The sequence below is a fragment of the Nocardia sp. Root136 genome (assembly GCF_001427185.1).
GTDB classification, from domain to species: Bacteria; Actinomycetota; Actinomycetes; order Mycobacteriales; family Mycobacteriaceae; genus Nocardia; species Nocardia salmonicida.
In genome coordinates, this window is sequence record NZ_LMFE01000008.1 from 443,153 (window position 1) to 463,318 (window position 20,166).

General features: G+C 65.7%; 21 protein-coding genes. 8 read left to right on the plus strand and 13 right to left on the minus strand.

The genetic code is table 11. The annotated features are described in order from the left end of the window. The first annotated feature begins 6 nt into the window (after positions 1–6). Positions 7–1,290, plus strand: a complete 1,284-nt coding sequence (locus ASD42_RS23210) for an SAM-dependent methyltransferase (RefSeq protein ID WP_056820304.1) — start codon at positions 7–9, stop codon at positions 1,288–1,290. Positions 1,291–1,335: 45 nt separating this feature from the next. Here the strand turns inward: ASD42_RS23210 and ASD42_RS23215 are convergent, their stop codons facing one another. Together ASD42_RS23215 and ASD42_RS23220 are read right to left on the minus strand one after the other, a co-directional pair. Then, entirely contained in the window at positions 1,336–2,166 is an 831-nt protein-coding gene (locus tag ASD42_RS23215; RefSeq protein WP_056820307.1) for an SAM-dependent methyltransferase, read from the minus strand. A gap of 25 nt (positions 2,167–2,191) precedes the next feature. Next, entirely contained in the window at positions 2,192–3,109 is a 918-nt protein-coding gene (locus ASD42_RS23220) for a helix-turn-helix domain-containing protein (protein WP_235569785.1), read from the minus strand. A 154-nt stretch (positions 3,110–3,263) separates the two neighbouring features. Here ASD42_RS23220 and ASD42_RS34515 point away from each other — a divergent pair, with 154 nt between their 5' ends. Beyond that, complete coding sequence (locus ASD42_RS34515) at positions 3,264–3,437, plus strand: hypothetical protein (protein WP_156677544.1); 174 nt, start codon at positions 3,264–3,266, stop codon at positions 3,435–3,437. An 18-nt stretch (positions 3,438–3,455) separates the two neighbouring features. Here ASD42_RS34515 and ASD42_RS23225 read toward each other — a convergent pair whose 3' ends face one another. Together ASD42_RS23225 and ASD42_RS34520 are read right to left on the minus strand one after the other, a co-directional pair. Continuing rightward, positions 3,456–3,950, minus strand: coding sequence for a nuclear transport factor 2 family protein (locus ASD42_RS23225; RefSeq protein WP_056820310.1), 495 nt, complete (start codon positions 3,948–3,950; stop codon positions 3,456–3,458). Positions 3,951–4,273: 323 nt separating this feature from the next. Further along, positions 4,274–4,645 (minus strand): hypothetical protein, encoded by a 372-nt coding sequence (locus ASD42_RS34520; protein ID WP_131816450.1) that lies wholly within the window; start codon positions 4,643–4,645, stop codon positions 4,274–4,276. Between ASD42_RS34520 and ASD42_RS23235 the strand changes: the two genes are divergently transcribed. Both ASD42_RS23235 and ASD42_RS23240 read left to right on the plus strand, forming a co-directional pair. After that, positions 4,638–4,964 carry a hypothetical protein gene (locus ASD42_RS23235; protein ID WP_235569786.1) on the plus strand — a complete coding sequence of 109 codons (327 nt, stop codon included), beginning with the start codon at positions 4,638–4,640 and terminating at the stop codon, positions 4,962–4,964. The two genes, ASD42_RS34520 and ASD42_RS23235, sit on opposite strands and share 8 nt — an antisense overlap. 530 nt (positions 4,965–5,494) lie before the next feature. Then, positions 5,495–5,932 (plus strand): MarR family winged helix-turn-helix transcriptional regulator, encoded by a 438-nt coding sequence (locus tag ASD42_RS23240; RefSeq protein ID WP_235569787.1) that lies wholly within the window; start codon positions 5,495–5,497, stop codon positions 5,930–5,932. Here the strand turns inward: ASD42_RS23240 and ASD42_RS23245 are convergent. Further along, positions 5,863–6,651 carry a hypothetical protein gene (locus tag ASD42_RS23245; RefSeq protein WP_156677545.1) on the minus strand — a complete coding sequence of 263 codons (789 nt, stop codon included), beginning with the start codon at positions 6,649–6,651 and terminating at the stop codon, positions 5,863–5,865. The two genes, ASD42_RS23240 and ASD42_RS23245, sit on opposite strands and share 70 nt — an antisense overlap. A 410-nt stretch (positions 6,652–7,061) precedes the next feature. Here ASD42_RS23245 and ASD42_RS23250 point away from each other — a divergent pair, with 410 nt between their 5' ends. Next, on the plus strand, positions 7,062–7,520 hold the full coding sequence (locus ASD42_RS23250) for a hypothetical protein (RefSeq protein ID WP_056820321.1): 459 nt from the start codon (positions 7,062–7,064) through the stop codon (positions 7,518–7,520). 66 nt (positions 7,521–7,586) lie between these two features. Next, a complete protein-coding gene (locus ASD42_RS23255) occupies positions 7,587–8,144 on the plus strand; it encodes a DUF5134 domain-containing protein (RefSeq protein ID WP_056820324.1) in 558 nt (185 codons plus the stop codon). Positions 8,145–8,213: 69 nt separating this feature from the next. Here the strand turns inward: ASD42_RS23255 and ASD42_RS23260 are convergent, their stop codons facing one another. Genes ASD42_RS23260 through ASD42_RS23265 form a run of 3 tightly spaced genes read right to left on the minus strand, consistent with a single transcriptional unit; the run spans position 8,214 to position 10,975 of the window. Continuing rightward, positions 8,214–10,370, minus strand: a complete 2,157-nt coding sequence (locus tag ASD42_RS23260) for an MMPL family transporter (RefSeq protein WP_056820327.1) — start codon at positions 10,368–10,370, stop codon at positions 8,214–8,216. Next, positions 10,367–10,552, minus strand: coding sequence for a hypothetical protein (locus tag ASD42_RS34790; protein WP_162256225.1), 186 nt, complete (start codon positions 10,550–10,552; stop codon positions 10,367–10,369). The genes ASD42_RS23260 and ASD42_RS34790 overlap by 4 nt, the downstream gene beginning before the upstream one ends. 3 nt (positions 10,553–10,555) lie before the next feature. Continuing rightward, positions 10,556–10,975: a hypothetical protein gene (locus ASD42_RS23265; RefSeq protein ID WP_056820330.1), complete on the minus strand. Its 420-nt coding sequence runs from the start codon at positions 10,973–10,975 to the stop codon at positions 10,556–10,558. Positions 10,976–11,354: 379 nt separating this feature from the next. Between ASD42_RS23265 and ASD42_RS23270 the strand changes: the two genes are divergently transcribed. Next, the gene (locus ASD42_RS23270; RefSeq protein WP_056820333.1) at positions 11,355–12,110 is read left to right on the plus strand and encodes an oxygenase MpaB family protein; all 756 of its coding nucleotides are present in this window, start codon (positions 11,355–11,357) and stop codon (positions 12,108–12,110) included. 1,018 nt (positions 12,111–13,128) lie between these two features. Then, a complete protein-coding gene (locus ASD42_RS23280; protein WP_056820338.1) occupies positions 13,129–14,658 on the plus strand; it encodes an aldehyde dehydrogenase family protein in 1,530 nt (509 codons plus the stop codon). Between the two features lie 69 nt (positions 14,659–14,727). On the opposite strand, the gene ASD42_RS23285 is transcribed toward ASD42_RS23280, so the two are convergent. The 5 genes from ASD42_RS23285 to ASD42_RS23305 all read right to left on the minus strand — a co-directional run bounded on the left by ASD42_RS23285 (position 14,728) and on the right by ASD42_RS23305 (position 19,849). Beyond that, entirely contained in the window at positions 14,728–15,402 is a 675-nt protein-coding gene (locus ASD42_RS23285; protein ID WP_056820340.1) for a TetR/AcrR family transcriptional regulator, read from the minus strand. Between the two features lie 73 nt (positions 15,403–15,475). Then, positions 15,476–16,360 carry an oxygenase MpaB family protein gene (locus ASD42_RS23290; RefSeq protein WP_235569788.1) on the minus strand — a complete coding sequence of 295 codons (885 nt, stop codon included), beginning with the start codon at positions 16,358–16,360 and terminating at the stop codon, positions 15,476–15,478. A 158-nt stretch (positions 16,361–16,518) separates the two neighbouring features. After that, positions 16,519–18,072, minus strand: a complete 1,554-nt coding sequence (gene fadD5, locus ASD42_RS23295; protein WP_056820344.1) for a fatty-acid--CoA ligase FadD5 — start codon at positions 18,070–18,072, stop codon at positions 16,519–16,521. Continuing rightward, the gene (locus ASD42_RS23300) at positions 18,069–18,866 is read right to left on the minus strand and encodes an enoyl-CoA hydratase (protein ID WP_056820346.1); all 798 of its coding nucleotides are present in this window, start codon (positions 18,864–18,866) and stop codon (positions 18,069–18,071) included. The genes fadD5 and ASD42_RS23300 overlap by 4 nt, the downstream gene beginning before the upstream one ends. Beyond that, a complete protein-coding gene (locus ASD42_RS23305) occupies positions 18,863–19,849 on the minus strand; it encodes an NAD(P)H-dependent flavin oxidoreductase (protein WP_056820349.1) in 987 nt (328 codons plus the stop codon). The genes ASD42_RS23300 and ASD42_RS23305 overlap by 4 nt, the downstream gene beginning before the upstream one ends. Positions 19,850–20,166 lie beyond the last annotated feature (317 nt).

A 20,166-nucleotide genomic window follows, 5' to 3' on the forward strand; every position in this document is an offset into this window, starting at 1 on the left:
GGACGAATGGGTAACAAGGCCGCGATCTCCGCCGCGTTCGAACCTCTGCTGCGAGCCACCCTCGGCCCGCATCCCGCGGTGGGATTCGAATTCTGGGACGGCAGCACGATCCAACCCGACGGTGACAGCCCCGGCACGATGCGCGTGCGATCCGAGGACGCGCTGCGCCACCTCGTCTGGGCACCTGGCGAGCTCGGCGTAGCGCGCGCGTTCGTCGCCGGCACGGTCGACCTCGACGGCGACATCTTCAGAATGCTCAGAGCACTCCAGTCGACCGCGCCGAACGACGCCCGCCTCGGCCTCGGTGCGGCCTGGCAGGCCATCGGCGCGGCACGGCAACTCGGGGTGCTCGGGCGCCGCCCGTCACCACCACCGGAGGAAGCGCGACCAGCGCGCGGAGCCTTGCACACCAAACGCCGCGACGCGGCGGCGATCAGTCATCACTACGACGTCAGCAACGATTTCTACCGGCTGGTGCTCGGATCGAGCATGACCTACTCCTGCGCGCGGTTCGTGCCCGACGACGACGGCTCACTGGAGCAAGCCCAGAGCGCCAAGCACGACCTGATCTGCCGCAAACTGGGGTTGGCCGAGCGGTCGGGGATGCGCCTGCTCGACGTGGGCTGCGGCTGGGGGTCCATGGCGATGCACGCGGCGTCGACCTATGGGGCGCAGGTCGTCGGCGTCACCATCAGCAGTGCCCAGGTGGAACTGGCCCGCAAACGAGTCGCCGAGGCGGGGCTCGCCGACAGTGTCGAGATCAGGCTCACCGACTATCGGGACCTGCGCGGCGAAGAGTTCGACGCCATCTCCTCCATCGGAATGTTCGAACATGTCGGCTCCAAGCGTGCCGCGGAGTACTTCGATACCCTGCGCGCACTGCTGCGTCCACACGGACGGCTGCTCAACCACGCCATCTCCTCGCCAGGCGGCTCCGTCATCAGCAATCGATCCTTCATAGGGCGCTATGTCTTCCCGGACGGCGAACTCGTCGATGTGGGCGAAGTCGTCCTGGCAATGGAACGCGCCGGCTTCGAGGTGCGTGACGTCGAGGCCCTGCGCGAGCACTACGCGCTGACCCTTCGCCAATGGGTCGCGAATCTGGAAAACGCTTGGGAACAAGCGGTCTCACTCGTCGGCGAAGGGCGGGCACGAATCTGGCGGCTCTATATGGCCGCCTCCGCCTTGGGCTTCGAGGACGGCGGACTCGGGATCCACCAGGTACTCGGCGTGGTGCCGGAAGCAACGGGGAACTCCGAGATGCCCGCGACACGGCGTACTTGGGGATAGACCTCCTCGCGTCTCCTCGCTATCGCTCGACAGCTGGTCCAGGACTCAGGGCTTGCGGCCGATACCCGCCCAGTACCAAGCACTTTCGGCCTCGGCGACGGCGACGGGGCGGTCGACGAGTTCGGGTCGCCACGCGGCGACGGGGACCAGACCCGGTTCGATGAGAGTGGTTCCGGTGAACAGCTCACCGGTTTCGGCGTTGCTCCGCGGGTTGAAGGAGATCCCCGACGCTTCCGCGGCGGCCTTGACTCCGGCCATCGCCTCCGGTGCGAAATCCGCGGTGGGGTGCGTGATCACGACGTAGCTACCGGAGGGGACGGCATCGAGCAGCGTGGCGATGATGTCCTGGGGACGGTCACTGTCGGCGAAGTACATCATGATCGCGACGAGCATGATGGCGACCGGTTCGTTCAGGTCGAGGGTGTCGGCGATGTCGGGGTGGTCGAGGATGGACTTCGGGTCGTGCAGGTCCGCGTGAATGAATCGGGTGCGACCTTGCGGAGTGCTGTCCATCAACGCCCGGGCGTGGGCGAGCACGATCGGATCTTTGTCCACGTAGACGACCCGCGCGTTGGGATCGAGCTGCTGGGCGACCTCGTGCGTGTTTCCGGCCGTGGGTATTCCGGTGCCGATATCGAGGAACTGGGTGATCCCGGCGTCGGCGACCAGATGCCGGACCGCACGACCGAGGAAGGCGCGGTTGGCGCGCGCCATCGTCTTGATGGCAGGGACGTGCTCACCGATGGCGTCGCCGAGCGCCCGGTCCGCCGGGTAGTTGTCCTTGCCCCCGAGCCAGTAGTCGTAGACGCGGGCTTCGTGGGCGATGGTGGTGTCGACGTCGGTGGGCAGTGGGGCACCGAAGGCGTTGTCTGACATCAGATCTCTGTTCTTGTCGGGTTCGCTAGAAGGAGGGGTCGACAGTAGCGGGACTCGTTCGCAGCGTGTCCAACAGCTCAGCGGTCCGCCCGGGCGGAAGAGCACAGACACAGAGCCGATCCCAGACCGCGTTGAATCGGTCCAGCTCGCCGGGCTTCTCGAGGAACTGGGGGCCGGACAGGTGCAGAAAGTGCGCGATATCGCTCAACTCGGGCGCCGCGAACCGCAACATGGTGAAGGGGGTCGCGCTGATGGCTGGGCCGCCGATGTGATCGGGCAGCACCTGCACGGTGATATTGGGGCGCTCGGCCAACTCGGCGAGGTGCTCGAGCTGCGCCTGCCAGATCACGGCCCCACCGATCGGTCGACGCAAGGCGGCCTCCTCGATGACGAACCACGCCCGCGGTGGATCCGCGCGGGTGAGCAGTCGTTGCCGTCGGGCCAGCACTTCGATGCGGTGCTGGATCTCCGCGGCCGGTTGCTGATCGGCGATCGCGAAGATCGTGTGCGCGTAGGAGGGCGTCCACACCAATTCGGGCATCAAGTTCGGTGCGTAGCAACGGATCAGCGCGGCGGCGTCCTCGAGTGCCAGGTAGGTGTCCGGTCGCGCGACCGTCAGATCCGGACCGGCCTGCCAACGTCCGGTCCCGTTGGCCCGCTGCACCAGGAGCCGGTATTCGTCCCGCAGATCGGCATCACGCACCCCGTACGCGGTCAGCAGATCGTCGACGTCGGCCACCCGGAAGCTGACCCGACCGGCCTCGAGGCGACTGATCTTGGAATGTGAGGCACGAATCATCCGGCCTGCCGCGTCCCCGCTGATACCGGCCGCCTCACGCAACCGCCGCAGACGCACACCGAGTACCCGACGCAGCAGAGCAGGGTCTTCATCCGGATCCGGCCCGGTGCAGGCACCGACGACGGCGGTCACATCCTCACTCACGGCCACTCCTGTCAGCATCGAACTTCGCGAAGCCGAGTGTGCCACAACCTGTTACATGGCACAGTCCGATGCTTTGCACGTGCAGATGCACGTGCAACACGTTAGGCTCCAGAAGGGAATCGGTACGGATTCCCGATTGGGGGTTGCAATGAGAATGAGTGACACAGCCGCAAGATTCGCCTCCGCTCCGTGCGGCAGAGTCGGTATCGCCGACGTCGTGCGGTCCTACGGCATCGACCGGGTACACAACCGGATCGAGCAACTGCGCGGCACCGGGATGCATCACGCGGCGGCAGCGATCGAGCGCGAGCTGAAGGAGCTCGGCTGATCATCGATCGGTCCGCTCCTACTGCGTGATTCGACAGGCGTCGTCGAGCGGTCTGGTGATCGCCCACAACTGGTGAAACCGGCAGGTCGCAATCTTCCAGTGCCCGTCCTGCACCCGGTACTCGTCGGTGTATTCGCCGGTGGCAACGGTTTCGGTGCGTTCGACCAGGTCGACCTGACGGAAGCGCAGCGTCCACCGACCGCTCGCAGTGCCGTCCTCCCCCACCGTGATGTCGGGGTGCACACCGTGGTGCATATCGAGGATCGTGCGCTTGCCGTCCACCTGCCGCAACGCGATCGAAGCGAAGACCGCGGCCATGCCGTCGGCATCCATGACTCCGAGGTGGCCGTAGTCCAGCACCGAGCCGACCGCGACGAAGCAGTCGCGGAACCCGACGGGATCCTTGGCGTCGCAGGCCCGGAAGTAGCGGTGTTTGAGCGCGATGATCGACTCTGTCGCCGCCAACCGCGCGAGCTGCCGGGCAATGTCATCGGGGCGCAGGGCTGTGGACATGGAGCTCCCTTGTTCGATCGCTACGTCACTACGCGGGAGAGTCACGGACGCACCACCACGGCACCGCGTCCTCGCCTCTACCCGTGACCACCACCGTACGACCGCGACGATGTCACCGCCCGCACATCCTCCCTCTCATCGGGAACGCGTGAATCGCGTCCGAGCCTGATGACGGCATACGTATCGCCCGACTATTTATTTAGCGACGGACCACGTAGAAACTTTTCCGGAATTAACTATCCGGAGTAAATATCTAATAGCGGATAATGATATTTTCAGCACTCTTCTATTGACGATTTCAACCACAGAAATGCGAGAACAGGTTATATTTTTTGAACACCCATTTTGCGGTTCGACTTCTCGTCATACCGCTGCTCGACATTTCTGGAGTTCGCCATGAGATCGACCTCGTCCCTGTTTCGTGCCGGCCTTATCGCTCCGGTGGCCGTCGCCACCGTCTTCTGTTTGGCCGCACCGGCAAATGCCGCCCCCATCAGCGTGAACTGGAGCTGTAAAGGCACCGTCTTCGGCATCGGCCAAACCTCGAGTATGACCACATCGGTCACCGGCACCGCACCGGGCTCCGCGGCGTCGGGCTCCGCGGTGGCCATCACCATCACACCGGGCGCCTCGTCGGTTCCCAGTTCGGCCGCCGGCTTCACCGTGAACAACATCAGCAACCTGAAAATGACCATTCCGACTCCGGCGAATTCGACCTTGGTCTCGGCCACCGCCTCCGGGGGCACCGTGGCAGGCACCGTCGCCACGTCAGGCGGGAATGTCGTGCTGACCGTGCCGGGTCCGATTGCCGGCGGTACCAGCTTCACCCCGCCCGCGGTGACCATCAATGTCACCGCGGGCGCCGCCGGAACATCGATCACCAGCAAGTACGCCGGGACCAGTTACACCAGTCCCGGCATGACCATGACGACCAACGTCTCCTTTGTCGGCAACGTCGCGACCTCGTGCTACCCCAACCCGTCCCCGACCCTCACGACCACATCTGTCACCTAAGCCCGCCGACAGGCGCCACAGCACGACTGCCGGTATCCGCCGGTGCCTGTGGTGAACACGCGGACCGGGTTGTGCCAGCAACCCGGTCCATCCGGAGCTGGTGACCACTGATGCCGATAGTGGTTGCCACGCTTCAGGTTTGACGTTGTTACTGCCACCTCGAACGAATAATTCGATGCGCAGTATCGCATCGGCCGCCGTGTCGTACAGTGCATGTCTGACACAGCCACGTTTCGCTTCGTCGGCCGGTGCGGTGCCGCTTTCGTGATGTTCGACAGGAGCCGAGATGCCATCCATCGAGACCACCGATCTCTCTGACTCCCCGGGGCCGAATCGGGCGCTCGACAACCGAGGGCTCCCTGATCGGTGACCTCTGCTGAGCGGTTCTCTGTTTCAAGTGATCGATGGGAAAGCCTGTGTGCCCGACGACAAGCGAACCCGCCCGGATCTCGGTCGAGCTCAAGAGGGCGCTGGAGTTCTATCACGGAACCGTCGATGATCTGATCCGGGAATTGGTCCGAGTGCTCGGCGTGAACGAGACCGATCGGCGTGCACTGGAAATCGTCCTGCTCGGGGAAGAAAAGTCCACGACGCCGGGAACGCTGGCCGAACGGCTCGGCCTCACCGCTGCCGGCGTCACGATCATGCTCAACCGCCTGGAGAAGCAGGGCTATATCGCCCGCTCGCTGCACCCGACCGATCGTCGTCGCGTCATTGTGGTGGCCACCGAACTCGCAGCCCACCGCATACAGGAACTCGTCGTACCCATGATCGTCGAGAGCTACAAGATGCTGCTGAGTTATTACGATTCCACCGAACTCGAAATAATCGCCGACTTTCTCACCAGAGCGGGCGAGCTGCAACGAATCCATTCGAAACAGCTACGCGAAGTGGATCCCTACTCGCGACCCCGAAAGTCTCGATCACATAAGTTCCCGGCGCGTCGCGAGGGAGAAAGCAGGAGTTGAATGCGAACCGTCGACAACAGCGCCGCGCCGCCATCGCCCGATCGGTTCCGGCGGCAGACGTCGTATGCGGGCGTGGCGACTGCGTTGGTCACCACCGCGATCGGGATAACGCTCATGGTAAGGGCGGATTCGAGTCCGCCTCTGCGAACGAACAATGCGGAGCCGCTCTCGTCCGAATCGACAATAAACACTTCCGAGTACAGCGCCGTCCCGAGCCAGACCGGCCTGACGGAGACGAGCACGACATATGTCCTACCGAGCGAGGTCACCGTACCGAGCGACATCTCGACCGCCGACACGGCTACCGTTCCCGGGACCGCCCAATCGACCGCCGATGCCACCGACTCTGCCACGAGCACGGCCCCTGTGCCGGAAACGCCGGCGGCCGTGACCACGGATGCCTCGCCCGAGAACTCGGCGGCGATATCGGTGAGCGCGAGTTTCTCTGCCACGGTGAGCCTTCCGGCTCCGGACACGTCCGGTACCCAACACCCGAGCACGGTCGCCTCGACCTCGATCTCCACGGTGACCGCCATCATGACCCCGACGGATACGTCGACGGTCACGGTGACAGCCGATCCGAGCACGGTGACGGTGTCGGCTGATCCCTCGACCAGCACGGTGCCGACCACCACCACGACAACCACGATTCCGACCCGCCCGACCACGACATCCACCACGCAAGTGGTGTCGACAACACCCGCGTCACCGACGACCACATCGACTCGGCCCCCGACGAAGTCGACGCGTCCGACTCCGTCGCTCGCACATCCACCGACCACAGCACCGAAGGTGGCGTCAACCAGTTCTCCCCACCCCGAAAATCGTTAGCGCACCACAGCACTCCCCGGATAGCCTGGTCGAGATCCATATGAGCTCTGGGGAGGAGCGAAAGATGTGGAACTGGGGAAGATCTGTCGCAGAACATGCAGCCGCTGCCGGATGGACGACGTGGCCACCGGCCGATACACGACCGACCGTCGTCGACCCTCCGACGTGGCGTCAGACGACTGATGAGGACGAAGATCAGAGCGCGCCCGCCAGAGCAGTTCGCCGCCGGGGCGGGATACGAATCTGTGTCCGGCCCAACTCGATCGAGCCCTGAGCGAGGCAGCATTACACTGCTTCCATGACTGTCGGCTGGATCGTCTCCATGGTCCTCGTCATCGTGGCCGTGGCACTCGCGGTCATCATGCTCGTCACCCGATTCATCCTTCGCGCCATCCGCCGGACAGCCGAGGCGGCCATCGCGGAGAACTTCGCACCCGGCGAAGCCGTGCGTAGCGACCCCGTCGCCAACTACTTCGGGCGAGGCTCGAAGGGTGGGCGGCAGGTGCGCGGCAACGGCGCACTCGTACTGACCGAGACACGCCTGTGGTTCCGTCGAGCGGGCTCGGATGACGCGCTGGAGATTCCGCTCGCCTCGATCACGTCGGTGGATCTCGTGCACTCCCACGCCGGAAAATCGATCGGTCGCCCGCTGGTCAGCGTGAGCTTCGACGGTGACAGCGCCGCGTGGTACGTGCGCGATTCGACGCAGTGGCGCGACGACATCGCGCGCAGGTGCCCGGCAGCAACTGATCACTGAGCCGACCGCGTCGGCGGTGGACCTCGGCGGACGCCACGTCGTGCGCGTCAGCCCCGTCTGAGCGCGGTGAACCACGCACTACCCGGACCGGTGGGCGGGATCGCGATCGGCCTGTGTTCGACCGCCGCGCTCGTCGCGGCGGTCGACGCCCGTTCCGGCACACCGACGAACAGTCGATACGGCGGTCGGGCAACCGAACTCGCCCATGTCGTCATGCTCGTCGCGATGGCGGTGATGTGGACGCCGGCAGGTGGAGGCCTGCCCGCCACGGTCTGGCGTGCCGTCTTCTCGGTGCTGGCGATGTCGGTCTGGGTCGTGATCGCGATCGGTCGCCGCACCGACGACGTCGGCGCCGCGATCTATCACTGTGTGGCCGCGTTCGCGATGCTCTACGCGACCCTGGGGCAGCAGCACCACCACCATGTCCACGGTGGAGCGGAGAACCAGCTGCCGGTCCCGTTGCTCGGCTGGGCATTCGTGGCGATCTTCACCCTCGATGCCGTCGTCACGCTCGGCGCACTGACGTGGCAGATCACCCATCGGCGACCGGCGCGGGCATTGTTCCCGCACTTGGTGATGGACGCCGCGACGGCCGTGATGATCTGGCAGGCGCTGAGCGCCTGACCCTCGTTCGAGACGGGTCGCACCCAGGTAGCGCAGGAGCAGGGGCCGGCGCTACCTGGGCGATCGACACTATTCGCGCAGCCGAACCTTCTCGAGGAACGGCCGCGCCCCGCGCGGTACCCACCAGTTCCAGGTGCCCGCCAGTCGCATGAAGGCGGGGACCAGAATCATACGGATCAACGTGGCGTCCACCAGTACAGCGAGCGTCAATCCGATGCCGAGCATGCGCATGATGGTGACCCCGCTCGTCGCGATCGCCGCGAAGATCACGATCATCATCGCCGCCGCCGCGGTCACAACCTGCCCGGAACGGGCGAGCCCGACCGCGACTGCCCGATCGTTGTCGGCCCTGGTGTGCCCGGAGCTCTCCCATTCCTCGGTGAAGCGCGCGAGCAGGAAGACCTCGTAGTCCATCGACAGCCCGAACGCCACACAGAACAGCAGGACCGGGACCGTGGCGACGGTGAAACCGGTGATCTCAGTGCCGAATCCACCGAGGTGTCCCGACTGGAACACCCAGACCAACGCACCGAAGGTCGCCGTGAGCGAGAGGACGTTGAGTGCCAGCGCCTTCAACGGCAGCAGGAGGCTGCCGGTCAGCAACATCAGCAGGATGAACGTGGTGACAGCGATCCAGGCCAGGGCTTTCGGGAAGGCAGCCGCGATCCCGGCTGCCGTGTCGCGCTTCTGTTGAGCCAAACCGCCGAACACCGCGTCACCGGGTGGCGCGACCGCACCGAGCTCGTCGAGTTGCCGTGCGGCGGCAGGTGAGTACGGATCGAGTGAGGTGGCGATCGTCAGATGGGTGCTATCGGCACGCGCAGCGCCGGGATCGCCGGGTCCCACCGGTTGCCCGCCCGCATAGGTCCCCGACGGCGCGAGCACTACATCCACCTCGCGCACCCGAGACAGTGCGGCCGCGTACTCGGCCGTCGCAGTGTCGGCACCTTCGCGGTGGACGATGATGTGGACGGTGCCGGTGGCATTGGCGTCGAACTGCTCTCGGATCGTGTCACCGACCTGGCGTGCCTGCGCGGCGGCGGGCAGGACTCGATCGTCGGGCAACCCGACCTGGAGTCCCAGCACCGGCGCCCCGGCGATCAGCAGAATTCCCAGCACCGGCAGCGCGATGAGAACGGGGTGCTTCTGCACCACCACCGCCAGTCGGTACAGGAACATCGACTCGACCGCGGCCGCCTCTCGCAACGGCTTTCGGGTGATCCGCTCACCGAGGAGTGCGAGCAGGGCGGGCACACACGTCAGCGCCAGCACGACCGACAGCGCGACCACGGCCACACCCGCGTACCCGATGGAACGCAGAAAGTTCATCGGGAAGAACAACATTCCGATCAACGCGATCGCCACCGTCACACCGGAGAACAGCACGGCCCGCCCACCGCGGCGCATGGCCAGCGCGATCGCGGTGTGCTGGTCGTGACCACGGGCGATCTCCTCGCGGAACCGCCCGATGATCAGGAGTGAGTAGTCGATCGCCAGCGCCAGCCCGAGGGCGGTGGTGATGTTGAGCGCGAAGACCGACAGGTCGATGACGAAGGTCAGCACGAACAGCACCGCGGTGGTCGCGACGATGGCCAGCACTCCCACCGCGATCGGAATCGCCGCGGCGACCACACTGCGCAGGAACCAGATCAGCAGCAGAAATGTCAGCGGGATCGCGATCGATTCCGCCAACGCGAGGTCGCGCTCGGCGCGTTCGTTGATCTCCTGGAACGCCATCGCCTGTCCGCCCGCGGTGACGGTGATCTCGCCCGTGGACCCGGTATATCGGCCGGCCAGGTCGGCCGCGGTCTTCTGCGCCTGGTCGTCGTCGCCGGCCAGACCCGCCACGATCAGTCCGACGTGTCCGTCCCGGTCGGTCAACCGGGCACGGCTGTTCGGGTCGGTCCACGGCGAATCGACCGACAACACCCGGTCGTCGATGCGCAGATCGTCCACGATGTCGTTCGCGCGATCGGCCCCGGCGCCGGTGAGTACGTCACCGGGCGCTTCGACAGCGAAGATCAGCTGCATTCCCGCGATATCGAAGTCGCGAGCCAGTGCTTGCTCAGCCCGTGAGGACTCCGCGTCGGGGTCGAGAAACCCGCCCGCCGACAAGCGGTCGGTGACCTGCGCACCGAGCAGACCGAACAGCACGAACGCGATACCCGCCACGGCGAGAACCAGTTTCGGTGTCCGGATCGCGATCGTGGCGAACCGCTCGATCATCGCAGGACCGCGCGATCGCCCGGGGTCCACGCGACCGGCGCCAAGAGGACCGATCCTGCCCGGCGCGTGGAGCGCGGACGGAGTTCGTTCCAGATCGCGTCGTCGGTGAACGCGTCGGCCAGCACACGCGCGCACGGTCCTCGCTGCCCGCGCGCGACGTTCGACGGCATTGTCGGTTGCATATTTCATTTCCCCTTCTCGGCGGGCACGGTGATCATCCGTGCGCGCCCTGATAGAGAGCGTCGACCTTCGCGCCCCCGGCCAGCAGCGCGTGGCGGGCGTCGTCGATCATTCGTGTCGTCGTCGGCGACCGGTGCGCTGAACACGACGTAGGCCTGGGCTTCGAGCAGATGATCCTGTGCGGCAAGACCTTCCATCAGGTCGCCGGGCGGCCGGGCCGACGCGCCGCGGACACGCCCGCTGACGTGGACGACCGGCCACGGCAGTTCGAGCCCGCGCAACGCGGCGTCGGCGCAGTCGAACGCTTCGGTGAGCACCGCGTCGAGATCGTAGTCCGGGCCCGGCGCGAACGAACTCGCGGAGCGCCGGGCCGGAATGAATCGCGCGAGATTTCCGGGAATCAGCGGCACCGCGTCGAAGAACACGGGCCGTATAGCCCCTCAGCAGGGGGTGAGACCACCCGAGAACATGCACGATGTTAATCAGCATTCTTTCGATAGGTCGACCGAAAGCGAAGCCCTCAATGGGATTCGACTTGGCTAATATAGTCACTACCAGCACATATTGATCGCCACATGTTTTGTGTCACAACAGTTTTCACGGCCAACCGGAAGGTTGATTCTTCACGCCTGCATGAAGTCCGATCAACCGTTGACAGACGCTCGAGGCAGTGAGAGACTTTAAGAATCATTCTCTCAGCACTGCCTCAGTAGCCGCCTGTATTCGAACGGGGTCAACGATGACCACACCACTTCCCCTACCCGCCGCACCGCACTGCAGGATGCGCGGTTGAGGAAGTCATCGATGCACCGCCAACGAGAAACCTCGCTGCTGCGCCGGTACGTCGGCGATCGACGATTCCTGCTCGCGTTGCCGCGCGCAGTGGGACTACAGATTCTGCACCCGGCCATCGCGACAGCTCTCGACGAGCACATGGCGATGCGGCTGTGGTACCACAAGGCGCGGACCGTCTCGCAAACGATCGACATGGCCTATGACGAACGGGACCAGCGGCACCGCATGGTCAACATTCATGGGCACATCAGTGGAATCGACGACCGGGGCACGCGCTTCCACGCGCTGAATCCGGAGGTGTTCCACTTTCAGCACGCGACCTACGTGGAGACGCTGGTGGTCGCGATCAATACCTTCATCTCGCCGCTGTCGGATCTCGACCACGAGCGCCTGTACGCCGAGTGCTGCGAATGGTATCTGCGGTTCGGGGTGTCCGCGCGGGCCATGCCACCGGACTGGGCGAGTTTCGGCGACTATTTCGAGCGCACCTGCGCGCAAGAGCTCCGTCTCACCCCTGCCGGTCGCACGCTCGCACCCGAGGTCTTACGTCCGACCAGCTGGGTTCCGCGGCTGCTGCCGTCCGTTGCCGTGCGCGAGTTGCTGCATCCTCGTACCAGGGAACTGCTCGGTGTGCGAGCGCGACCGGGAGATCGGGCCGCGTTCCGCTCCTACGCCACCGGCCTGCGGATGGCGGCAACGATCGCGCCGTCAGGGATTCGCTATGTTCCTTCGGCGCGCGCGGAGAGGTCACCGCGGCCCGCGTAGAAGGATGATCCATCCAGCCCCCAGAGTCCGGGCAGACGGAGACCGCGCCCGCCCGACCGGCCCGCGCTACAGCAGCGGCGTCGACCCGGAAGGGGCCTTGGCGATACCTGGTCACCGTCAAAGTCTGCGGCTGCGCGTTGTATTCCGGGATGGGCAGCGGGAAACTGCCGTCCAACCACACCTGGCCTGCCAGCGGCGCGGGCAGCCCGAGCACATCGATGGCCTGACCCGACGGAGGATTCCGGAAGGTGCCGACGTTCTCACCGTCGTTGAAGATATCGACATACTCACCACCCAGCTGGACGGCATAGGCGTGATCCTGCGCCAAGATCTTCTCGTCGAGAAGCTTGACCCGAGGGACCAGGGCCCCCGCACGTTTGACCATCAGGAAGAAGCCGTGGGGCACATCGGCGCCGAGCACGTTTGCCACCGGACTCGAGGCGTCGGCCGTGGCGCCCATCGCGCCGTGCGAACCGTTGTACATGAACCAGGCGATCTCGAGACCGAGCAGCGCTCGTGGGTCGATCAGCCGATTCGATACACCCCAGCCGGCCGTCCCGTTGTGGTCGACCATGTCGGGAGCGCCCTTGACGTTCATCGTCATGGTCTGCCCGGCAGTGAAGGTGGGCCGCGAACCCAGCAAAAGCCGCCACGGGTTGCCTGATCACCATTTCGGTCCCACTTGCTCTTCGTTTACGAGAGAATGCTCGGTAACATAAGGCAGTCAATCACGGCTGCCACCTTTCCGAATATCGCGAGGCCCGAGAAATAGCGCATGAACATGACCGATCTACCCTCCTTTCGCGGGCAGGGCCAGAGCTCCGCGCCGGGTGCTCGCAGCACCTGAACGGCAGCTCGACGGGCGTCCCGGCTACCGGCGTCACCAGATGCCGCTTCGGTGAGCCCTCCCCCACCCAGCAGCACAACAGCATGATCCATCTCGTGACAGAGTGATATACAAAACATCTCACTCTGTCTAAGGTGGTCTGTAGACCGATACGGCTATCCAGGAGAAAATGTGTCTGAATCCGCAACACCCACCGTCGACGCCACTGAGCTGGCTGTTCGCAACCCGGCATCCGGAGAACTGGTCGGCACCGTCGCCGTGTCGACCCCGGAGGAAGTAGCCGCAGCCGCCTCCGCGCTGCGCAAGGCGCAGCCGCGGTGGGCTTCGATCAGCGCGTCCGGACGGAAGCAGTGGCTGCTCAAGCTGCAGGATTGGGTGCTCGACCACACCGACGAGCTGGCGGATTCGATTCAAGACGAGTCGGGAAAGCCCCGCGTGGAGGCCGAGGTCGAGGTCGCGTTCACTGTCGATCTCCTGGGCTACTACGCACGCAACGCCGCGAAGTTTCTCGCCGATACCGCCGTGAGCCCCCACACCCCGCTGATGCGGATCAAGAAGTTGACCACCACCTACACGCCGTATCCGGTGGTCGGCATCATCACGCCGTGGAACTTTCCCCTCGCCATGCCTGCCTCCGATCTCGTTCCGGCGCTCGCCGCGGGTGCCGCCGTGCTGCTCAAGCCGTCGGAGGTGACCCCGCTGACCCCGCTCGCGCTCGCCCGCGGCTGGGCCGAGATCGGCGCGCCGCCGGTGTTCACGGTGGTCTCCGGCGCCGGAGCCGCCGGTGCCGCGGTGGTCGAGAACGCTGATTTCATCCAGTTCACCGGCTCCGGCAACACCGGGCGCCGCATCGCCGTCGCGTGCGCGGAACGCACGCTGCCCTACAGCCTCGAGATGGGCGGCAAGGACCCGGCGATCGTGCTCGCCGACGCCGATCTCGACCGTGCGGCCAATGGCATCGCCTTCGGCGCGCTGACCAATGCCGGACAGCTGTGTGTGTCGGTGGAGCGGGTGTATGTCGAAGCTCCGGTGTACGACGCGTTCGTCGACAAGCTGGTCACCCACGTCAAGTCGCTGCGGATCGGCCGCGACGATCGCAGCGGAAACATCGACATCGGCCCGCTCGCCAACCAGGCCCAGCTCGACATCGTCACCCGCCACGTCGACGACGCGATCGCCGGCGGAGCGCGCGCGCTCACCGGCGGAAAGGCCACGGGCGAGGGGAACTTCTTCGAACCGACGGTGCTGGTCGACGTCGACCATTCGATGTCGTGCATCACCGAGGAAACCTTCGGCCCGACCATCCCGGTCATCAAGGTCGCCGATGAGAACGAGGCGATCAAGCTCGCCAACGACTCCGAGTACGGACTGTCGGCGTCGGTGTGGACGGGCAACAAGTCCCGCGGGCAGTCGATCGCACGGCGCTTGACCGTCGGCGCGGTGAATATCAACGACGCCACCATCAACCTGTTCAACTTCGCGCTGCCCCACGGTGGTTGGGGGCAGTCCGGCACCGGGTACCGCTTCGGCGGCGCGGACGGCGTGCGCAAGTACTGCCGTAAGCAGGCGATCACGGCTCCGGCACTGCCGACGCAGAAGTCCGAACTGGTCTGGTACCCGTACAGCCTGAAGAACTTCGGATTCATGCGCAACGCGATGCGCGTGGCCGGTGCGCGCGGTCGACGCCGCTTCGGCAAGTAAGTGAGCTGCGCCTCGGGTGGATGACACATCCACCCGAGGCGAGCGGTGTTTCTGCCTCGCGCGTGGGGCCTAGCGAGGCTCGGTATCGGCCCCTTCGGTAGCGGCGCGCACGTCCAGCGGACGGAATCCGGGGGCGATGTGATCGCGGGCGAACTTGCGTGCCGCGACCTCGTCGTCGAGCGGGATGACCGTCGGCTTGGTCAGTACCAGCGACAGCGCGGTGCGCGCCACCAACTCGGCTACGGGTAGCGGGTCGTAGGCGGGGAGCTTGCCTGCCTCCTGCAGGCGGGTGATGAACTCGGCCAAGAAGTCTCGGCCGAGCTCGATCACCGGCGCCCCGCCGGTGGTGAGGTAGGGCAGCACGGTGGCGGCGTCGGTGGCGAGCAGGCGGTCGAGCAGCGGGTTCTCCCGCAGGCCGAGGGCGAAGGCGACGAACAGTTCGACAATCTGGTCTTCGGCGCTGGCGCCCTCCTCCGCCTGCCGACGCATCGAGGCGTCGGCCTGATCCAGCAGGTGGCGCACCTGCCAGAGCCCCACCGCCTGGACCACGTCGGTCTTGCCACCGAACCGGCGGTACAGGGTCGCCAAGGACAGCCCGCCACGGCGGGCCACCTCGCCCATGCTGGTGCGCTTGATCCCGAAGTCCAGAAACGCGGCCAAGGCGCCGTTCAGGACATCGGCGTTATCGCGTTCGACACCACCGTGCCCGCGAATCCGGGCCAGCAACCTGATCGACTCGGCCATATCCCATTCCCCTCAGCTGACAAGAGCCCGAACATAATGTGGTCGGCCGGTGGCCCGCAACCTCGCTGCTCTCTCAGACCAAGGGGCGGCCGAGTCGGTGCCGACGCCGCATGTCCCAGAGCACGGCCGCGTACGGCTCGATCCGAGCGCGGACGGGTAGTCGTCCGTAGACGGTTCCGATGGCTCGGAACATCAGCCGATGCCGCCGCTCCTGCGCGTCGGTCCACGGAAGGTAGAGCTGCGCGCGCATGGTCTCGGGCAGCAGACCGGTGACGGCGAAACGATGAAAATTGGCAAGAGCGCGCGGCCTCGGCACATTTCGCAAGCCGACAAGCTTGCGCAGGTATTCGGCGACCACGTCGTCGATCTGCATGCTCGCCAGCCCGGCCTCGAAATAGCTTTCGAAAGCCGCCAGGTCGGCCGGCCACATATCGGGCCTCATCTGCAATCCGGTGCCGAACTTGGCCCCGTACTGTACGAAGACCTCCTTGGTGGCCCTGTCCAGTGGGCCGTAGAGGCGTTCGTGGGTATCCATGACTCCCCAGCACAGGCAGACCGCGACCCATTTCTGCAGCTCGGGATCGAACGCGTTGTACTTCACCTCGGCGCCCGGCGCCGAGCGCACGCGTCGATGGACGCTACCGACTGCCTGTCGATACACGTCCCGGTCTTCCTCAGTGCCCAGCATCGCCACCGCGATGTAGGTCAGCGTGGTGCGCAGCCGCTTCCACGGATGGACATCGGCGCGGCCGGAGTCGACGGTGCTCTGGACGACGCCGTACCCCACCGGTCGGTTCGCCAGCTGCACAATGACATTCGCACCGGCCCCGGCGAAGGCGCCGATCCCGTCGAGAAATCGCTCGATATCGAAATCCTCGACAGTGCCGTAGCGGCACGTCAGGACCTCGCCGAGATCGTCGACCATGACGGGATCGCTCACCGTTGAAACTTCACGCATAGTCCTGCGTCTCCTTCTTCTGAGCCACGAAGGCTTGATACATTGAGATGATATTCGACTAATCAACTCAAGGGAAGCCTTCGGTGCGTACCGCTACGCACCGACGCCCCGTAGCGCCGAGGCGCTACGGGGCGTCGTGGTCTCCTGAGGGATCGCTATCAGGCGTGTTCCTTGCGGAGCAGGTGTTTGATCACCTTGCCGCCCGCGTTGCGCGGCAGCTCGTCGACGACGATCAGGTCCTTGGGATGCTTGTACCTGGCCAGATTGGCGTCGAAATGCGGGGCGAGGGCGACGAGGGTGAGCTCGGCGTCCGGCTCGGCGACGACCACCGCGATGGCGACCTCACCCCACTTGTCGTCCGCGCGCCCGATGACAGCGGCTTCGCGCACGGCGGGGTGGGCGAACAGGACGTTCTCCACCTCGGCGCAGTAGATGTTCTCACCGCCGGAGATGATCATGTCCTTCTTCCGGTCGACGACGTAGACGAATCCCTCCTCGTCTCGGCGTACCAGGTCACCGGAATGGAACCAGCCGCCTTCGAACGCTTCGGCGGTCGCCTCTGGCTTGTTCCAGTACTCGCGCATCATGGTCGGGCCCCGGTAGACGATCTCGCCGATCTCGCCGGGGGCGACATCGTTCATCTCGTCGTCGACGACGCGGGCGGCGATGGTCGGAATCGGCTGCCCCACGGAGCCGAGTTTGCGGATCGCGTCCTTGCCCTCGAGGACACAGGTGATCGGCGACATCTCGGTTTGCCCGAAGACCGCGATGTTCAAGGCGTCGGGGAACGTGTCGGCCATCGCCTGCAAGACGGTGTCAGAGGCCGGGGCCGCGCCCCAACTGATCACCCGCAGGCGCAGATCACGCTCGCGCACAGTGGGATCGGCGCACACGATCTGCCACTGCGCCGGTACCAGGAACACCGAGGTGGCCTTCTCGCGCTCCCATGCGTCGAGTACCTGACCGGCGTCGAAGGCGAGCAGCGGATGCAGCACGGTGAGGGTGCCGAGCACGAAACACGGTGCGATGCTGCCCAATCCGGCGATGTGGAACAGCGGCGCCGCGCAGAAGGCGACATCCTCGGTGGTGTACTGCATCGCGCGGATACAGGTGAGCGCCTGGGCCTGCATATTGGTGTGGGTCAGGACCGCGCCCTTGGGGCTGCCGGTCGTCCCCGAGGTGTACATGATCAGCGCGGCGGAGTCCTCGCTGACGTCGACCGCGGGATGGGGCGCACCCACCTCGGCCAGCAGCTGCTCATAACCCTCTGTGCCGTCACCGGTTTCGCCGCCGACGACGACGCAGGTGGTCAGAGCGTCGGTCTGCGCGCGCACCGCCGCGACGAGAGGGGCCAAGGCGGTGTCGGTCACGATCGCCTCGGCACCGCTGTCGGCGATCAGGTACAGGATCTCCGGTGGGGTGAGCCGGAAGTTCACCGGGACCGCGATGGCGCCCAAGGTATTGATCCCGAAGACCGCCTCGAGGTATTCGGTGCTGTTGAGCATCAACACCAGGACGCGGTCACCGAAACCGACACCGCGGCGGGCGAGCGCGTCGGCGAAGGCTTCGGAGCGCTCGTGCAGCTGCTGCCAGCTCGTGTCGACCCCGCGAAACCGCACGGCGGCGTCGTCGGGTTTGACCGTCGCCTGCAGGGCGACCTGGTTCATCCAGTGGTTGCGGCGCGAACGGATCGGTTCCACGTCGAGGTTCATTCGTTTCCTTGCGGTGCGTCGGTGAATCGGGGAGCACGCTTGCCGAGCATGGCCATGGTGCCTTCGTAGAAGTCGGGTGAGACGAGCAGTTCGATCTGGGCGGTCGCCTCGCGGTCGAATGCCGGTTCGAGTCCGCTCAGGGTCGCGGCGTTCACCGCGGCCTTGGTCAGCTCCAGTGCGCGGCGTGGCCCGGCGGCGAGGCGGGTGGCGATGGCGTACACGTGTTCGGTCAGCTCGGCGTCGGGCACGGCCGCGGTGATCAGACCGGCCGCGGCGGCCTCGGGTGCGGGCAGCCGGTCGCTGAGCAAGGCCATTTCCATCGCGCGGGCGCGACCCATCCCCGCGGGGACCAGGGCGGTGGCGCCGCCGTCGGGCAACAGCCCGATGGCGGTGAAAGGCAGTAGGAGATAGGTGCTTTCGGCCGCGTAGTGCAAATCGGCGGCCAGGGCCAGCGACGCGCCGACGCCCGCTGCCGGACCATTGATCTGGGCGATGACCGGGATGGGCGCTTGGACGACCGCGCGGATCATGCGCGCGGCTTCTGCCATCACCGTTTCCGGGCTCGCCTCGTTGCCGCCGGACGCGGCGGCCGCCGCGAGATCGGCGCCCGTGCAGAACGCACGCCCCTCGCCGGTCAGCACGATCACCCGGATGGTGGAATCGGCCGCGGCGCCGGCGATGACGTCGGCCAATTCGCTCATGGTGGCGAGGTCGATCGCGTTGAGCCGGGCGGGCCGATTGATGCAGATCCGCAGTATGCCGCCCGCGAGGGTGGTCTGGACCGACTCGCTCATGAGGCCACCGCCGTCACGACCGACCCGGCCAGCGATTCGGTGATCAGGGCCTGCGCCTCGGCCATGATGTTCGCGATCAGGTCAGCGCAGGTGGGGATGTCGTGGATCAGGCCCTGGCATTGCCCGACGCTCCAGATACCGGCGTCCACGTCACCGTCCTCGTACACCTTGCGTCCGCGCGCACCGGACACGAGATCGCGCACATCGTCGAAAGTGCCGCCGTTGCGCTCGATTTCGACGACCTGACGGCTCACCGCGTTGTCCGCGACCCGTGCGGTGTTGTGCAGCGTCCGGAAGATCAGCTTGGTGTCGAGCTCGGTATTGGCCACGATCTTTTCCTTGACCACGTGCGCGATCGGCGACTCGACGGTGCACAGGAATCGCGTGCCCATATTGACCCCGTGCGCGCCGAGCGCCAGTGCCGCGACCAGTCCACGACCGTCCGCGAAACCGCCCGAGGCGATCATCGGGATCTCGATCTCCCTGGCCGCCGCGGGAATCAGCACCAGGCCCGGAGTGTCGTTCTCGCCGGGATGCCCGGCACATTCGAAGCCGTCGATGCTGATCCCGTCCACACCGACCTGTTGCGCCTTGAGCGCGTGCTTGACGCTGGTGCACTTGTGCAGCACCTTGACGCCGGCGTCCTTGAAATAGGGCAGGTGCGTGGCCGGGTTGCCGCCCGCGATCTCGACGATCTTCACCCCGCTGTCGATGATCGCCTGCCGGTATTCCGCGTAGGGCGGGGGCGTGATCGAGGGCAGAATCGTGAGGTTGACCCCGAACGGCTTGTCGGTGAGGTCGCGGGTCCTGGCGATTTCGTTGCGCAGCTCGGCCGGGGTCGGTTGGGTCAGGCCGGTGATGATGCCGAGCCCGCCCGCGTTGGACACCGCGGCGGCCAGCGGGGCGCGGCCGACCCACATCATGCCGCCCTGGACGATCGGGTGCTCGACACCGAATGCCTCGGTGAATCTGGTGCGCAGCATGGAGCCTCTCTCCGCTCGGGAGTTCCGCACCGGTCGAAACGAAACCCTCGGGCCTCTTTGCTTCCGGCGAGAATGGTGATTAACTTAACGAGAATTGCAGTTAACTTATCTGGGTAGGGGCTGCTGTGTCAACGGCCACACCCCCCACCTCGACTCGGTGGATCCTGCGTCCGCGCTCTCGCGCGAGCGACCTGGCTCTCATCTGACCGAAAATCGAAGGAGAACTTCACTATGGGCGTCGAATTCAGCCCGGAACAGCAGGATTTCGCGGCGGCGGTCGCCGCGTTCGCCAAACGCGAGGCAGGTACCAGGGAAAA

Bases quoted from the DNA above. Each gene is read 5' to 3' on its own strand.
- ASD42_RS23210 (WP_056820304.1), top strand. From the start codon at position 7: ATGGGTAACAAGGCCGCGATCTCCGCCGCGTTCGAACCTCTGCTGCGA.
- ASD42_RS23215 (WP_056820307.1), bottom strand. From the start codon at position 2,166: ATGTCAGACAACGCCTTCGGTGCCCCACTGCCCACCGACGTCGACACC.
- ASD42_RS34515 (WP_156677544.1), top strand. From the start codon at position 3,264: ATGAGTGACACAGCCGCAAGATTCGCCTCCGCTCCGTGCGGCAGAGTC.
- ASD42_RS23225 (WP_056820310.1), bottom strand. From the start codon at position 3,950: ATGTCCACAGCCCTGCGCCCCGATGACATTGCCCGGCAGCTCGCGCGG.
- ASD42_RS23235 (WP_235569786.1), top strand. From the start codon at position 4,638: ATGACCATTCCGACTCCGGCGAATTCGACCTTGGTCTCGGCCACCGCC.
- ASD42_RS34520 (WP_131816450.1), bottom strand. From the start codon at position 4,645: ATGGTCATTTTCAGGTTGCTGATGTTGTTCACGGTGAAGCCGGCGGCC.
- ASD42_RS23250 (WP_056820321.1), top strand. From the start codon at position 7,062: ATGACTGTCGGCTGGATCGTCTCCATGGTCCTCGTCATCGTGGCCGTG.
- ASD42_RS23260 (WP_056820327.1), bottom strand. From the start codon at position 10,370: ATGATCGAGCGGTTCGCCACGATCGCGATCCGGACACCGAAACTGGTT.
- ASD42_RS34790 (WP_162256225.1), bottom strand. From the start codon at position 10,552: ATGCAACCGACAATGCCGTCGAACGTCGCGCGCGGGCAGCGAGGACCG.
- ASD42_RS23270 (WP_056820333.1), top strand. From the start codon at position 11,355: ATGCACCGCCAACGAGAAACCTCGCTGCTGCGCCGGTACGTCGGCGAT.
- ASD42_RS23285 (WP_056820340.1), bottom strand. From the start codon at position 15,402: ATGGCCGAGTCGATCAGGTTGCTGGCCCGGATTCGCGGGCACGGTGGT.
- ASD42_RS23290 (WP_235569788.1), bottom strand. From the start codon at position 16,360: ATGCGTGAAGTTTCAACGGTGAGCGATCCCGTCATGGTCGACGATCTC.
- fadD5 (WP_056820344.1), bottom strand. From the start codon at position 18,072: ATGAACCTCGACGTGGAACCGATCCGTTCGCGCCGCAACCACTGGATG.
- ASD42_RS23300 (WP_056820346.1), bottom strand. From the start codon at position 18,866: ATGAGCGAGTCGGTCCAGACCACCCTCGCGGGCGGCATACTGCGGATC.
- ASD42_RS23305 (WP_056820349.1), bottom strand. From the start codon at position 19,849: ATGCTGCGCACCAGATTCACCGAGGCATTCGGTGTCGAGCACCCGATC.